This window comes from Deltaproteobacteria bacterium (assembly GCA_019310525.1).
Taxonomy (GTDB): Bacteria; Desulfobacterota; DSM-4660; order Desulfatiglandales; family HGW-15; genus JAFDEE01.
This window is the reverse complement of record JAFDEE010000070.1, coordinates 1-14222: the sequence shown is the minus strand read 5'-3', so window position 1 is coordinate 14222 and position 14222 is coordinate 1. Positions and strand designations below refer to the sequence as shown.

Annotated in this window: 14 protein-coding genes; 11 read left to right on the top strand and 3 right to left on the bottom strand. The window is 56.5% G+C overall.

Going from position 1 to position 14222, the window contains the following annotated elements; all coding sequences use genetic code 11:
- The first annotated feature begins 153 nt into the window (after nt 1–153).
- The 6 genes from fliT (at nt 154) to JRF57_12585 (ending at nt 4734) form a co-directional block, all read left to right on the top strand.
- Nucleotides 154–642, top strand: coding sequence for a flagellar protein FliT (gene fliT / locus JRF57_12610; GenBank protein ID MBW2304537.1), 489 nt, complete (start codon nt 154–156; stop codon nt 640–642).
- 373 nt (nt 643–1015) lie between these two features.
- On the top strand, nt 1016–1987 hold the full coding sequence (locus tag JRF57_12605) for a rhomboid family intramembrane serine protease (protein ID MBW2304536.1): 972 nt from the start codon (nt 1016–1018) through the stop codon (nt 1985–1987).
- A gap of 289 nt (nt 1988–2276) precedes the next feature.
- Entirely contained in the window at nt 2277–3329 is a 1053-nt protein-coding gene (locus JRF57_12600) for a phosphoribosylformylglycinamidine cyclo-ligase (GenBank protein ID MBW2304535.1), read from the top strand.
- Nucleotides 3301–3924 carry a DUF523 domain-containing protein gene (locus JRF57_12595; GenBank protein MBW2304534.1) on the top strand — a complete coding sequence of 208 codons (624 nt, stop codon included), beginning with the start codon at nt 3301–3303 and terminating at the stop codon, nt 3922–3924. The genes JRF57_12600 and JRF57_12595 overlap by 29 nt, the downstream gene beginning before the upstream one ends.
- An 11-nt stretch (nt 3925–3935) precedes the next feature.
- Entirely contained in the window at nt 3936–4250 is a 315-nt protein-coding gene (locus JRF57_12590) for a twin-arginine translocase TatA/TatE family subunit (GenBank protein ID MBW2304533.1), read from the top strand.
- A 22-nt stretch (nt 4251–4272) separates the two neighbouring features.
- Nucleotides 4273–4734 (top strand): CoA-binding protein, encoded by a 462-nt coding sequence (locus tag JRF57_12585; GenBank protein ID MBW2304532.1) that lies wholly within the window; start codon nt 4273–4275, stop codon nt 4732–4734.
- Here JRF57_12585 and JRF57_12580 read toward each other — a convergent pair.
- Entirely contained in the window at nt 4697–6289 is a 1593-nt protein-coding gene (locus JRF57_12580; GenBank protein MBW2304531.1) for an AMP-binding protein, read from the bottom strand. The two genes, JRF57_12585 and JRF57_12580, sit on opposite strands and share 38 nt — an antisense overlap.
- Before the next feature lie 214 nt (nt 6290–6503).
- Between JRF57_12580 and JRF57_12575 the strand changes: the two genes are divergently transcribed.
- The 5 genes from JRF57_12575 to JRF57_12555 all read left to right on the top strand — a co-directional run bounded on the left by JRF57_12575 (nt 6504) and on the right by JRF57_12555 (nt 13158).
- Nucleotides 6504–8498 carry an ABC-F family ATP-binding cassette domain-containing protein gene (locus tag JRF57_12575; GenBank protein MBW2304530.1) on the top strand — a complete coding sequence of 665 codons (1995 nt, stop codon included), beginning with the start codon at nt 6504–6506 and terminating at the stop codon, nt 8496–8498.
- 62 nt (nt 8499–8560) lie between these two features.
- Nucleotides 8561–8911, top strand: coding sequence for a hypothetical protein (locus JRF57_12570; GenBank protein ID MBW2304529.1), 351 nt, complete (start codon nt 8561–8563; stop codon nt 8909–8911).
- Nucleotides 8912–9004: 93 nt separating this feature from the next.
- Nucleotides 9005–11917 (top strand): DEAD/DEAH box helicase, encoded by a 2913-nt coding sequence (locus tag JRF57_12565; protein MBW2304528.1) that lies wholly within the window; start codon nt 9005–9007, stop codon nt 11915–11917.
- Nucleotides 11918–11990: 73 nt separating this feature from the next.
- Nucleotides 11991–12374: a YkgJ family cysteine cluster protein gene (locus tag JRF57_12560; protein ID MBW2304527.1), complete on the top strand. Its 384-nt coding sequence runs from the start codon at nt 11991–11993 to the stop codon at nt 12372–12374.
- A 31-nt stretch (nt 12375–12405) separates the two neighbouring features.
- On the top strand, nt 12406–13158 hold the full coding sequence (locus JRF57_12555; protein ID MBW2304526.1) for a ComF family protein: 753 nt from the start codon (nt 12406–12408) through the stop codon (nt 13156–13158).
- A 169-nt stretch (nt 13159–13327) separates the two neighbouring features.
- Here the strand turns inward: JRF57_12555 and JRF57_12550 are convergent, their stop codons facing one another.
- Nucleotides 13328–13552 (bottom strand): hypothetical protein, encoded by a 225-nt coding sequence (locus JRF57_12550; GenBank protein ID MBW2304525.1) that lies wholly within the window; start codon nt 13550–13552, stop codon nt 13328–13330.
- Nucleotides 13553–13556: 4 nt separating this feature from the next.
- Nucleotides 13557–14069, bottom strand: a complete 513-nt coding sequence (locus JRF57_12545; GenBank protein ID MBW2304524.1) for a zeta toxin family protein — start codon at nt 14067–14069, stop codon at nt 13557–13559.
- Between the last annotated feature and the right edge of the window lie 153 nt (nt 14070–14222).

Genomic DNA, 14222 nt, shown 5'->3' with positions numbered 1-14222 from the left:
ATCCTGCTTGAAGCGATAAATTCTATAGGGGCTTAAGAACTTCAAGGATTAAAATTTGTCCGCCCGGTAGCGACGACTCCCCACCCAACGGGTGGGTCCCCGGTTTGAGCCTGATGCAGCCTGTCACGCCGTAGCCGTGACGGAGGCGGAAGATTGCGGAAATTGGCCATTTATGGATGGGCACTAGATAAGCATCGTGCCCCCAAAAACCTCCTGGAAACTTTTACGAGGGAGAGAGAAGGCGTGGACGTGGTAGAGCAATGGCAATTGAAAAGGGACCTGTTCCTGGAGATGAAGGACCTCGCCCTCAAGCAGAAGGAACTGGTTTCCGAGGAACGAATGGACCTCTTTTCAAAGCTTTCGGGCCGAAGGCAGGGGATTCAACGGAAGATCTCCTCTATGAAAATCAACGGCCCGGCGACTGGGAACGCGAAAGAGTCGAGGATCCGCACCCTTAAAGCGGAATGTGCCCGTATTATTGAATCAATCCAGGAAATCGACGGGGAAATCGAGCGGCTCTTATCGGAGAAGCGGGATGCCCTTATGGAGGAAATCAAGGCGGTGCGAAGGGGCCGAAGGGCCCTGAAGGGATACGGCGGCAAACGGAAAAAGGTTCCTCGGTTCATCGACACCCGTGGTTGACCGACTCGCGGCTCTCCCATGGATTGAGGGATCCAGGGATTCGGCCTCTCCAACAAGTTCCCCTCCCCCTTTATCCCGTGTCAGGCATCCCGTGGTTTATCCCGCCATTCTTTTCGTGTATGATGATTGAAACGGTCTATCATCTTTAATGTCCTATTCCGGGAAGGAGAGAACCTTCGGTCTTCATGCGGAGACTTTAGTTCGATCGTTTTTTAATAGGGTTCAAGGATCCAAGGGGCCCAGGGTTCGAGTGAGAAACCGGGATTTAAAATAAAGATGTTTTTCACTTGACCCCTTGAACCCTCGGATCCTTGGCCCCTAAAGGTATCGGCATCGGCCGATAACAGTTTACTCTTTTCTCTCTGATTCGCTCATGATACCTATTCGAGACACGACCCCGTCGAAAAACTACCCGGTCGTCAACACCATCATCATTGCTTCAAACGTCTTTTTTTATCTGGTGCAATTGGCCCAGGGGCCTGCATTGGATCGTTTTATCCTTCTCTACGGTCTTGTTCCCATCCGGTACTCGGTCCCTGAAGTGTCAGTCCACTTCACCTTCTTCCAGCAAATCTTCTCCCTTTTCTCCTTCATGTTCCTGCACGGGGGTTTTTTCCACCTTCTGGGTAACATGTGGACCCTTTACATCTTCGGCGACAACGTGGAGGACAGGCTGGGCCCCCTGAGGTACCTGCTTTTCTACCTGGCCTGCGGTCTGACATCGGGTCTGTTTCATCTCTCCATGAATTGGCACTCCCCTGTTCCCACAATCGGTGCCAGCGGAGCCATCGCCGGTGTCATGGGGGCATATTTGCTCCTTTACCCGGGAGCCAAGATCCTGACCCTGATTCCCATTTTTTTTATCCCCTATTTCGTGGAACTGCCTGCCTTTCTCTTCCTGGGGATATGGTTTCTGATCCAGTTTTTAAGCGCAACGGGAAGTGCAGGCCAGGCGGGCGGAATCGCCTGGTGGGCCCACGTGGGCGGTTTTTTGGCTGGAATGGCCTTTCTGAAGCTGTTCCTGAGCCTTCCCCAGACCGGAATCACGAAACGCCTCAGGACTTCCACGGAAAGGGGGCGGACACCCCGCCTCCAGGTCATCCGCCCGGCGGCCTCCGTCGGGGGTCCGGATCTTTACGGGAATCTCGTCATAACCCCCCGGGAAGCGCGGGAAGGGACCTACAAGCTGGTCAACGTCCAATGGGGCCTCCGTAACCGGATCTTGAGGGTCATGGTTCCCCCCGGGATCCGGCACGGCACCCTGCTTCGCCTCTCCGGCCTGGGTCGCTATTCCGAAAAAGGGGATAGAGGAGACCTCTTGCTCAGGGTCCTGGTCCGGGACTGATCCCGTTCTCCAATCCCGTATCAGAGATTCTCCCCTCCCATTTGTGCCCATTCAGGACACCGGATAAAACCGCCCGCACAGGTCCTGTATGCCAAAACACCCCTTGGAAAACGATTGACAGGGAGATCACAAGAAAGATATAGGGAGGATTGAATCCGGATCAGGTAACTACATAAGTCCGCCTGGGATTCAAGGCGGACGGAGGGCGCGAAGACGTTCCTCTGGTTATCTGGGTTAAACATTCAAGGTCTTTCCAAGCTCCACCGGGGCCCAGCAAGGATAGCGAACAATGGCAAAGCCTAAGAAGGATCGGTACGCGGAGGCCGGCGTGGATATCGATGCCGGCAACCGCCTCGTGGAACGCATAAAGCCCCTGGTAAGCACCACCTTCAAGTCAGGGGTCATCACGGATATTGGGGGTTTCGCCGGCCTCTTTTCCCTGCATGTCCAGGACTTCAAGGATCCCGTACTGGTCTCCTCGACCGACGGTGTCGGGACCAAGCTCAAGGTGGCCTTTCTGATGGACAAACATGACACCATCGGGATCGATCTGGTGGCCATGTGCGTCAACGATATCATGGTGCAGGGGGCCTTTCCCCTTTTCATGCTCGATTACATCTCCATGGGCAAACTGAACGTCGACAAGGCCGTTGAGATTGTAAAGGGGATCGTCGAGGGATGCAGGGAAGCGGACTGTTCCCTTATCGGTGGAGAAACGGCCGAAATGCCCGGCTTTTACGGAGAGGACGAGTACGACATCGCGGGTTTTGTGGTGGGATTGACGGACAACGACCAACTCCTGGACGGTTCCGAGATCGCCGTGGGGCATCAACTCGTGGGGATCGCTTCAAGCGGCCTTCACAGCAACGGCTATTCCCTGGTGAGAAAGATTTTCTTCGAAGAACTCAAGATGTCGGTCAACGACTACGTGGAAGATTTCGGACGAACTCTCGGTGAAGAACTCCTGGAACCAACGAGGATCTATGCCCGCGCCATCCGGAACATGCGGCGGGATTTCAAGATTTACGGTATCGCCCATATCACGGGCGGAGGTCTCATGGAAAACCTCCCACGAATCCTTCCCAGGCAGTGCAAGGTGGTCGTCAACACCCGTTCCTGGACGCCGCAGCCTGTCTTTCAATATCTCCAAAGGGTGGGAAAGATATCACGGGAGGAAATGATGCGCACCTTCAACAATGGGCTCGGCCTGGCCATGACCGTTGCCGAGGAGGACCTGGATGAGATTCTCTTAAGGCTCGAAGCCATGGGGGAAACCGCCTATCACATCGGGTCCGTGGAAGCTCGGGAGGAAAATGAAGATCCCATCCGATTCGACGGTTAGCCGAGTACCGACCTTTGAAAAGGTCCCCATCCTGGTGAGCGCCTGTCTTCTCGGCCTCCATTGCCGATACGACGGCCGGGAAAAGGGAGCCCCGGCCCTCATGGCCTTCGCCCCATCCGCCCGGTTCATCCCATTCTGCCCGGAACAACTGGGAGGGCTTCCCACGCCGCGCCCCCCCGCCCATATCAAGGGAGGAGACGGCCGGGACGTCATCCATGGCAGGGCCAAGGTCCTGAACGAGGCGGGGGAAGACGTGACCCGGGCCTTCTTGAGGGGGGCGGCGGAGGGCTTGCATCTTGCACGGACCTTCGGAGCGGGAATCATCCTGCTCAAGGACAAGAGCCCTTCCTGCGGTATCCATTCTCCCTATTGCGAAAGTCCTTCAGGAGAAGGGATGGGCGTGGCGGCGGCCCTCTTTGCTCGATCGGGGTATAGGATCCTGGAAATCGGCCCCGACGATTCATTCCCCCCCAAGGAACTCATCGAATGGATCGGGAAGGCATCTCCTTCTCCATCTTCAGTCCTCCCCGGGGAACGCCAAGTCCCCGGACCAAGACATTGGGAGAAAGGCATTTCCGGCACCCGATCCGCCTGAAGGAGATCTCTATGTTCGGTTTAGGACCCACAGAGCTTGTCATCATCGCCATCATCGTCCTCCTTCTTTTCGGGGCCAAGAGGCTGCCCGAGATCGGGAAGGGGATCGGCGGGGCGATACGGGAGTTTAAAAAAGTAAGGAAAGAGATTGCAGAGGAAGGCAACGCGGACAAGGGATCCGGAACGACCCCGGCCGAGGGGGAAAAGGGTTCCACAGCCTTGGAAGAAAAAGTAGCCGAAAAGGTTATGGAACAGGTGCCGGGGGTGAAGAAGGCCGTTGAGGCCAAACGGAAGGTGGAAAAGGTCAAGGAATTTTTAAACTCCTGACCAGGAAGGAATCTCCGAAAAAATGCAATGTGAAATACCTGACTGCAATCCTCCTTCAGAGGAGATCCGCGAAATTTTACTCCGGTGTCGTTCCATCGCCGTGATGGGGCTCTCCCCCAAGGAGAAAAGGGACAGCCATCGGGTCGCCAAGTACCTTCTCTCCCAGGGTTACGATATCATTCCGGTCAACCCCGGGCAGAAGGAAATCCTGGGAAGACCCTGTTACAGGTCTTTGAGGGATATCCCTTTCAGGGTGGACATGGCCGACCTCTTCCTGAACCCATCCAGGGTCCCGCCCGTGGTGGAGGAGGCAATCGAAGCGGGAATATCCGTGATCTGGATGCAGATCGGGATCGTCCACAACGAGGCCGCCCGTAAGGCCCGGGATTCAGGGCTCACGGTGGTCATGAATAAGTGCACCATGCAGGAACACCGGAAGTTGCTGCTTACAGGTACTCCTCCTGCGCCATTTCCGAAAGCTTGAATTTCTGGACCTTTCCCGTTCGGGTCATGGGAAAGGAGGAGACGAACTTGAAAAAGCGGGGGGCCTTTTCCGGGGGCACCCTTTGGAGGACCTCCCGGGAGAATGCCTCGATACTTATGTTCTCCCCCTTCTTGAGCTTCACCCAGGCAGCCACTTCCTGGCCCCTCCCGGGATAGGGAAAACCGAACACCTGAACCTCCGAGACTTCCGGCAGACCGTAAATCATCTCTTCCAGCTCCGAAGGATGGATCTCTTCGCCTTCCCGAAGTATTACGTCATTGAGGCGCCCGGTGATCCGCACGTAGCCCCCTTCATCCATCACTCCCAGATCGCCTGTATGGAACCAGCCGTCCCGATCGATGGCGGCCGCGGTGGCCGCAGGCATCTCGTAGTACCCCTTCATCAACAGGCCCCGGACACACAATTCACCCTGGTTTCCCGGTGCGAGGGTCTCCCCTGTTTCAAAGTCGATGATCTTGACCTCGTTGCATTCCAGGGGCAGCCCGATGGTAGAGACCCTCCGCTCCAGAGGATCCCCCGGCAGGGTCATGGTGATCCAGGAAGAGGCCTCGGTGATTCCGTACCCTACGGTGATGTCCTCCACTCCCACCTCCTGAACGAGTCTCCTCATAAGGTCAATGGGACAGGGTGACCCACCGAGGGTCCCCTTCTTCACCGTGGTCCACCGCTTCTTCTTGAATTCCGGGGAATCGAGGAGGGCGATAAACATGCTGGGCGAACCATAGACGGCCGTACACCTTTCCCGGTAGATTGCCTCGAGGATCCGGTGAACGTCGAAGGCCAGGCAGGGCATGACCAAGGCCGCGCCCACCAGGAAACCGGACAGCGCGATGCATGTGTTGCCGAACATGTGGTAGGCGGGGAAAAAGAAACACAATCGATCGCGGTGGGAAAGGCCCTGGCGCCTCGTGGAGGCCAGGGACTTGTTGATCAGTCCAAGGTGGTCCAGGACCACGCCTTTAGGCCTCCCGGTGGTGCCGGAAGTATACATGACGGCCACGGGGTCCTCAGGGACGATGCCCTTTTCCCGTTCGGCCAGGGTCTGTGAGGAAACGCCTTCACCCATGGCGGTCAAGTCCGTCCAGGGAATGGTGCCGGGGAAAGCCTGGGTGGCGGCCACGATGACATGCTCGATTCCGGGTACCCGGTCCCTCACCTCTTCGAACAGGTCCACGTATTCAGTGTTTTCCAGGCCCCGGGCCATGATCAGGACCCGAGTCCCCGATTGACTCAGGTAGTATTCCAGGTCCTCACCCTCGACCCCCGGATCAATGGGGACAAGGACTGCCCCTGCCTTGTAAACGGCCATCTGTGCGATCAGCCATTCCGGGATATTGGGGGCCCAAAGGGCGACCCGGTCTCCCTTCGCGACACCCAGGCGGATCAGGCCCTTGGCTGCTCTTTCCACTTCCCAGGCGAACAAAGAATAAGGATACCGGATACCAATGGCGGTATGGACAAGGGCGTCTTTTTCGGGGTATCGCTTGACCGTGGCATCGAACATTTCTCCGATGGTGCGACGCACAATTTCCATTTCGATACCTCCCCCCGGTCAAAGGTTGCTCGGTTCTCTTCCCCCCGGATCAATCCCAGGGAAAAATGAACTCGTGTATTTTCATTTTATGGGAAAGCAGGTATAAAGGCAAACCTCTTGCCCCCGAGCCGTCAACTTGAAAAAAATCCGGTTTGGGACTACATTTACTCTACCAGTCAAGAAACCAACGCCCTGAGAGGATTTTGCGAGTCCCATGAGCCTTGTAGCCGCCCTGAACCTTTCCCTTTCCTTTCTGGAAAGGGATCTTTTCAAGGACGTCAACTTCCAGGTGGAGCCCGGCGATCGCATAGGTCTGGTCGGCCCCAACGGATCCGGGAAGACCACCCTCCTCCGCCTGATTTCCGGAGAAATGACCCCGGACCGGGGTGAGATAAGGATCGCCAAGGGGATCCGGATCGGATATCTTCCCCAGGATATCCATGAAAGCCTTCAGGGCGACCTCCTGCAAGCCATCCTGGATTCCGTACCCGACCGTGTGCGCCTGAGGCGGGAGATCCGGGATACGGAAAGGGCCCTGAAAGAACAACCCGGTAAAGAAAAGGGGGTGATCCTGGCGGGCAAGCTGGCGGAATTGCACCAGGAATCGGCCGACCTTGACCTCCGGTATCCCGTCCACAGGGCCGAGAAGATCCTGATGGGCCTTGGATTCAAGCCCGAGGACTTCCCGAGACCCCTTTCCTCTCTGAGCGGCGGCTGGAAGATGCGCGCCGCCCTCGCGGGCCTTCTCTACCTGGACCCTGAATGTCTTCTCCTGGACGAACCTACGAACCACCTGGATCTTCCTTCCGTGCGCTGGCTGGAGGAATTCCTCGCTGGATACAGGGGAGCCTTGGTCCTCGTCAGCCACGACCGGCACTTCCTCAACCGACAGGTTCACCGGATCCTGAGTTTTGAACCAGAGGGTCTGAAGTCTTATTCCGGAAACTACGATGACTACCTGAGGGCCAGGGAGGAGGAGAAAAGGACCCTGGAGGCCAAGGCCAGGAACCAGGAACAGAAGGTCAAGGAAGCCAAGAAGTTCATCGAACGATTCCGCTCAAAGGCCTCCAAGGCCCGGCAGGCCCAAAGTAAAATCAAGCTCCTCAAGAAGATGGAACTGGTGGAACGGCACAAGCGGCCCAAGACCGTTCATTTTTCCTTCCCCGAGGTTGCCCGGAGCGGCCGCGAAGTCCTGACCCTTGACGGGATATCAAAGAGCTTCGGAGACAAGACCCTTTATCGGAACATCCAGCTCAGGGTGATGCGGGGGGAACGGGTGGCGATCATCGGACCCAACGGGTCCGGGAAAACCACCCTGCTCAGGATGGTGGCCGGGGAACTCAGGCCGGACACCGGCCGCGTGCGACTCGGACACGGGGTCCATATGAGTTATTATGCCCAGCACCTCACGGAAATGCTGGATCTCAGGAAAACGGTCCTCGAGGAAGTCTATCAGGTCGTCCCGAACGAGAGCGTGGCATTCGTCCGGGGAGTCTGCGGAGCCTTTCTCTTTTCGGGAAACGACGTGGACAAAGCCGTAGGGATCCTCTCCGGGGGGGAGAAGGCAAGGGTGTCTCTCGCAAAAATCCTGGTCAAGCCCGGGAATTTCCTGGTCATGGACGAACCAACCAACCACCTGGACATCCTCTCCTCCGAGACCCTCATCGACGCCTTGAAGGGATTCGGCGGGACCCTGCTTTTCGTCTCCCACAACCAATCCTTTGTCGAGCGGCTGGCCACCAAGATCTGGGATATCCGGGACGGCTGGATCTACGAATACCCCGGTACTCTCCGGGAATATGACGATCACCTGGCCCGGGTGGCGGCAGGAGACCGTGAAAGCTCTGGAGCGAACTCCTCCGAATCCCGAATCACACCTTCACGGCCGGGGGAGGCCGCAAGCCGGAAAGACCTGAGGCGCCTGAGGGCCGAGAAGCGACGAATGATCAGTGACACCCTCAAGCCGATCCAGGAAAGGCTGGGGAACGTGGAGCGGCGGATCGAGGAACTCGAAACCAGAGAAAAGGAACTGGGCACCTTGCTGGCCGATCCGGAAATCTTCAAGGACAAGGACAAGAGTGTCCCCCTTTTGGGCGAGTACGGGACTGTCAAAAAAGAACTGGAAGGTCTGCTGGAACGCTGGGAAGCCTTACAGGAGGAACTGGAAAACGCAAGGGCGGCCCTTGGGGTCGCGGACGGGGCGCCCTGAGGGTACAGGTCTCCCCCGGAGGACCGGACGGCCCAGGGGAAAAACCAGGATATGGAGTTTTCATGGAAATCAAGGAAGAACATAAAAGACTTCTCAGGACCCTGGGTCTGGGGGAAAAGGATTTCGAACTCTTTGACGGGAAATCCGTCGCTTACGAGGTGGACGAAGAAAAGGGGGTGAGGATCTATGATCCCTATTGCCTCACCTCTTACAACGAGTATATCGACGTGGACGGGTGGAGCGCATGGAGCTCCGAACAGGACACCTTCATGAGTGACATCCTGAAGGACGCCCGGGTAAAGGCCAAGGAGAGGGAAGCCGTTAGTGTCAAACCCACCCAGGAGGAAATCGCCGAGGCCCTTCAAAAAAAGTTTGGAGGAAAGGGACCATCCGGTTCAGGATCCTCCTCGTAAGCCGGCCGGAGGATGCCTTACTCACCTGATGGATCTCCTCTGCATTTCCTTTGTTCCTTCTCGGAGCCCGAAAAGGGCGAGGCCCGGTAAACAGTGAAACTGAAAGACTTCGTCAATCAAGTCAGGAACCATCCGGATTTCGGTCCTTCAACGATCCACCATCACTATCTCCCCCCGAGCGAGGCCCGTTACGAGACCATGCCCGAGCTGGAGCCCACCCTCCGGAGACTCCTTCAGGAGATCGGAATCCCCAGGCTCTATATCCACCAGGTCTCGGCCCTCCGTCGCCTGAAGGAGGGGGCCCATGTACTGGTCTCCACTCCCACGGCCAGCGGAAAAAGCCTCATATACAACCTTGCGGTCCTTGAAAAAATCCTCCAGGAGAAGACGGCACGGGCCCTTTACCTCTTTCCCCTGAAGGCCCTCGAGCAGGACCAGATGAAATCCCTCTCTCCCCTGCTTGCGCTCCTCAAGGGCCGAAACATCACCGCCGACATTTATGACGGGGACACCTCTCCCTACAGGCGAAAACAGATCAGGAGCCGGATCCCCCACATCCTTTTCACCAACCCGGACATGCTCCACAGCGGCATTCTCCCCTACCACGAGAACTGGAAGGCATTTTTTTCCAACCTTTCCTTCGTGGTTCTCGACGAGGTCCATACCTACCGCGGCATCTTCGGTTCCCACATGAACCAGATCCTCAGGAGGCTCAAGCGCCTGTGCGCTTTATACGGAACGAGTCCCCGGTTCATTCTCCTCTCAGCCACCATCGCCAACCCAAAAGAATTCGGGGAGGCCCTCACCGGCGAGGAAGTTCAAGTCGTGGCCTCAAGCGGGTCGCCCCGGGCGGGGCAACACTTCCTCTTCCTGAACCCGGATGCCAGCGCGAACTTTTCCGCGGCAAGGCTTTTCTCTTACTGCCTCAAGGCCGGTTTCCGGACCATCGCCTTCACCCAGTCCAGGAAGGTCACTGAACTCATCCACATCTGGGTCTCCCAACTTTCACCCGCCCTCCGGGAAAAAGTCAGTTCTTACCGGGCAGGTTTCATGCCGGAGGAGAGACGGGAGATCGAAGCAAAGCTCGCCGACGGGCGACTACTGGGAGTGGTATCCACCAGCGCCCTTGAAATGGGAATCGATATCGGCCATCTCGATATCTGCCTTCTCGTGGGTTATCCCGGGACCATCATTACCACCTGGCAGCGGGGCGGCCGGGTGGGGAGGGCCGGGAGAGACTCCCTGGTCATCCTGGTGGCCAAGCCCGACGCCCTGGACCAGTACTTCATGAAACACCCCCAGGAACTCTTCGGGCGATCCTATGAAGCGGCCATACTCGATCCCCGAAATCCCTACGTACTGGAAGATCACCTGCCTTGTGCGGCCGACGAACGGCCCATCACCCTGAAAGACGACCGATTCTGGCCCGAAGATCTCACGGAGCACTTAGAGAGGCTTGAAGAAGAGGGGAGGTTGACACGGACCGCGGAGGGGGATCCCCTTTGGCTGGCAGTCAGAAAGAATCCCCACCTCGGGGTCAACATCCGGAGTGCCGGGGAGACCTATACCATCTTTCTGAAGGAGACCGGCGAGGCGATCGGCACCATCGACGGGGTCAGGGCCCTCAAGGAATGCCATCCCGGGGCCGTGTACCTCCATAGGGGAAGGCATTATCTGGTGGATGTGCTCGATATAACGAAGGGGGACGTCATCGCTCGTAAGGCCCAGGTGCGCTATTTCACCCGTGCGATGACGGAGAAGGAGACCGAAATCGTTAGGGTTCACCGATCCATGCCGCGGGGACAATTCGTCGTCAGGGAAGGAATCCTCAAAGTGACCGAAAAGGTGACGGGTTATGAGAAGAGGGCCCTTCCCGGACAGGAACTCATGGGCGCTTTCACCCTCGACCTCCCCCCCCAGACATTTGAAACAGTGGGGTTCTGGGTGGAAATCGAACCGGTTATCCGGGCATGGATCGAAGGCCGGGGACTCCACTTCATGGGGGGGATCCACGCCATCGAGCACGGGGCCATCGGCATCTTTCCCCTCTTCGCCCTCTGCGATCGAAACGACATCGGCGGCATCTGCTATCCTTACCATCCCCAGGTGGAGAAGAGCGCTATCTTCATATACGACGGTTATCCCGGCGGGGTGGGACTCGCCCAGAGGGGTTTCGAGATGGTCCTGGAACTTCTGGAAAAGACCCTTGAACTGATCGAGACCTGTGAATGTGAAGAAGGCTGCCCCTCCTGCATCCACTCGCCCAAATGCGGCGCCGGGAACAAGCCCCTGGACAAAAAGGCCGCCGCCATAATCCTGAAATGCCTGGTGGGCAGGATCCCCCTCTCGACCATCGCCGGGGAATCGGCCCTGACGGGTGTACCGGATGCCCGCGGGGGCCTTGCCGCAGAGCGGCCCGAAGAGCAGGAGAGCGTTCCCCGGGTCCTCTTCCTGGACCTTGAGACCCAACGGCTGGCCCAGGAGGTGGGGGGATGGAAGAATACCCATCTCATGGGAATCTCGGTCGCGGTGGTCTACGACAGCATCGAGGAGGATTTCATCACCTTTACGGAGGAGCGGATCGGCGAACTCATCGAGAGGCTGGAGACGGCGGACCTGGTCGTGGGGTTCAATCTCAAGAGATTCGACTACGGCGTCCTGTCGGCCTACACGGACAGAGACCTGGAGGCCCTGAACACTTTCGACATCCTGGAGGACATCCACAGGCGTATCGGGTTCCGTCTGGGCCTGGACCACCTGGCCAGAGAGACCCTGAATCAAGGGAAATCGGCGGACGGGATACAGGCCGTGGAGTGGTTCCGGAAGGGCCAGTTGGAGAAGGTGGTGGATTATTGCCGCCGGGACGTGGCGGTCACCCGCGACCTGTTCCTCCACGGGCTGGACAAGGGATATCTCGTTTACCGAAGGAAGAAGGAAGACAGGAGGGTCAGGCTGCGGGTTGACTGGAAACTGGAAGATCTGATTAAATCTTGCGGAAAAAGATGAGATCGACGGTGTCCCCAAAAACCCGAAACCGGCCTTTGTGCCGTACCGGGCCCGGGCGCTTGCAGGAGAAAAGATGAAAGCATTCGAGTGTAAGATGTGCGGCGATTGTTGTTACGGGGAGGGAGGAATCCGCCTGGAGCCCGGGGAGGTTGCGGCCATCTCCCGCTATCTGGGCATGAGTTCTGAGGCGTTTCAGGCGGAATATTGCGAAATACGAAACGGGCGCCTGTATATAAAGAGCGGTGAGGACGGCTACTGTATTTTTCATGACCCTGAAGGGCAGTGTCTCATCCACCCCGTAAACCCCCTTCCCTGTTCCCTTTGGCCTTTTTACGACGCCCTCTTGATGGACCGGGAGGCATGGAAAGAGGCCCAGGAGGCCTGCCCAGGGATCAACCCACGGTGCTCCTACAAAGGCTTCGTCGAGCAGGGGCGGAAGATAAAGCGCCTCGATTGAATCTCTTCATCCCTGGTATCCGGTCCCCACAATGGGCATCATCGAATCATTCATCGACCTTGTCTATCCGCCCAGGTGTCTGTTCTGCGGGTGTTTCCTCAAAGAAGAGAGGACCAGGATCAACGGCCGGGACCTCTTACTCTGCCCTGACTGTCTCCGGCACCTTGAGCCGGCCGGCTCCCCCCTATGTCCCATCTGCGGGAGGCCGTTTCCCCCTCGAACCGCCCCGAACGACCGGGTCTGCGAAGAATGTCTGAGAAGCCGCCCTTTTTACGAAGAAACGCGGGGCGCCTACCTTTACGAAGGAATCTTGGCCGAAGCCATCCACCGGTTCAAGTTCAAGGGGAAGACCCACTTGACTGAGATCCTCGGCCCTCTCCTGGGAACCTTTACGGCAAAATGCTTCAAGGACTTGGACGCTCCCCTGGTCATTCCCGTGCCCCTTCACCCGAAAAGGCTCAGGGAGAGGGGTTTCAACCAGAGCCTCTACCTCGCAAGGTATGTGGCAGAGGCGATATCAGGAGACCTGGACCCCTTTTCACTGAGAAGGACACGCCATACCCCGCCCCAGATCAGACTTCAGGCCCAAGCCAGGCTCAAGAATCTCCGGGGGGCCTTCAAGGTGGTCAACCAAGGGGCGGTCAGGGGCCGCACGGTGGTCCTCGTGGATGACGTATCCACCACCACCGCCACCCTGAATGAATGTGCCCGTGCCCTTAGGAGGGCACGGGCACGCAAAATCTTCGGGGCTGTGCTGGCACGAACCCCGGCCTCGAAACCTTAGAAAATTATGGTTTGCCAAATCGCTTCCCTTCCGCATAATGGTTTTTTCCTAAAAAATGTGAACACACCTCCTATCTGGCTTATACAAGTTCGTCGTTCAGTGTGTCCACATTTTTGGGGAAAGACCATGCATCCATTATGTCTTTAAATTCTACTGTCATGGTATTTCGTCAGAGCTCAGAGGCCGTCGGCCTGCCAGCCGAAGGCGCAGCGGGTCGGCGGTCCACTGCAGCGACTTGTTCGGTGTCTATTTCTGGAATGATGTACTCAATCCTACCGTTTCGCCATATTGGTATTTTTGAGCCATCTTTTCTGGCATTTTCAGCTACTTTTTCCGCAGCTCTTTTTAATGCCCGCAATCCTAATGCCGCATAATCATCATTAATTTTCTCCATGGCTTTACTCCGATTTATCTACAATGATAGGTGGATAGCTAGAGGTATCAAAAACAACCCAGGCATCGACTAATGGCTTATAGACATGTTCAAAGTTGTTCCAACTTCTGTCAAACCGACGTTTGATATCTTTTTCGGGAACATTGTGTCCTCCTTGCAGCACTCTCATCTTTACACGTTCAATCGCTAGATCCACTGAGGCTAGCTTTAAGAAGTATATAACAACATCATATCCTTTTGCCTTCATTTCTTTGATCTTCCTTATATATCTCCTGCCACTGAGTGTGGTTTCAAAGGCAAAAGATTCCTCTTTTCTGATGCATTCGTCTATCTGCTGGATCATTATTTTGGCTGCCTTGATAGCAGCGTTTTCTGGTCTGAACGGTGCTAGACCTTCTGCAATTAAGTCAGCATTTACAAAATTTATACACCGGGCCTCAAAAGGCAGAAATTCCTTCGCAAAAGTTGTTTTTCCAGATCCATTTACACCAGCTATGATATAGCATACCTTTTTCATATTCACCTATTTTCATCAAATTTTGACACCGAATGGCTGAGCTGAGCGGAATTACGACGGACAGAGATTGCTTCCAATTGCAAGCTATGGTCGGAGTAATTTCCGCTCCAGCGACTTGTTCGCGCCGTCAGGCGCGGGCAAGGCGTCTGAGCG

What these genes read in the sequence shown, in the direction of transcription:
- JRF57_12585 (MBW2304532.1), top strand. Translation starts at nt 4,273, where the DNA reads ATGCAATGTGAAATACCTGACTGCAATCCTCCTTCAGAGGAGATCCGC.
- JRF57_12560 (MBW2304527.1), top strand. Translation starts at nt 11,991, where the DNA reads ATGAAAGCATTCGAGTGTAAGATGTGCGGCGATTGTTGTTACGGGGAG.
- JRF57_12570 (MBW2304529.1), top strand. Translation starts at nt 8,561, where the DNA reads ATGGAAATCAAGGAAGAACATAAAAGACTTCTCAGGACCCTGGGTCTG.
- JRF57_12575 (MBW2304530.1), top strand. Translation starts at nt 6,504, where the DNA reads ATGAGCCTTGTAGCCGCCCTGAACCTTTCCCTTTCCTTTCTGGAAAGG.
- JRF57_12600 (MBW2304535.1), top strand. Translation starts at nt 2,277, where the DNA reads ATGGCAAAGCCTAAGAAGGATCGGTACGCGGAGGCCGGCGTGGATATC.
- JRF57_12595 (MBW2304534.1), top strand. Translation starts at nt 3,301, where the DNA reads ATGAAGATCCCATCCGATTCGACGGTTAGCCGAGTACCGACCTTTGAA.
- JRF57_12590 (MBW2304533.1), top strand. Translation starts at nt 3,936, where the DNA reads ATGTTCGGTTTAGGACCCACAGAGCTTGTCATCATCGCCATCATCGTC.
- JRF57_12550 (MBW2304525.1), bottom strand. Translation starts at nt 13,552, where the DNA reads ATGGAGAAAATTAATGATGATTATGCGGCATTAGGATTGCGGGCATTA.
- JRF57_12555 (MBW2304526.1), top strand. Translation starts at nt 12,406, where the DNA reads ATGGGCATCATCGAATCATTCATCGACCTTGTCTATCCGCCCAGGTGT.
- JRF57_12580 (MBW2304531.1), bottom strand. Translation starts at nt 6,289, where the DNA reads ATGGAAATTGTGCGTCGCACCATCGGAGAAATGTTCGATGCCACGGTC.
- JRF57_12545 (MBW2304524.1), bottom strand. Translation starts at nt 14,069, where the DNA reads ATGAAAAAGGTATGCTATATCATAGCTGGTGTAAATGGATCTGGAAAA.
- JRF57_12605 (MBW2304536.1), top strand. Translation starts at nt 1,016, where the DNA reads ATGATACCTATTCGAGACACGACCCCGTCGAAAAACTACCCGGTCGTC.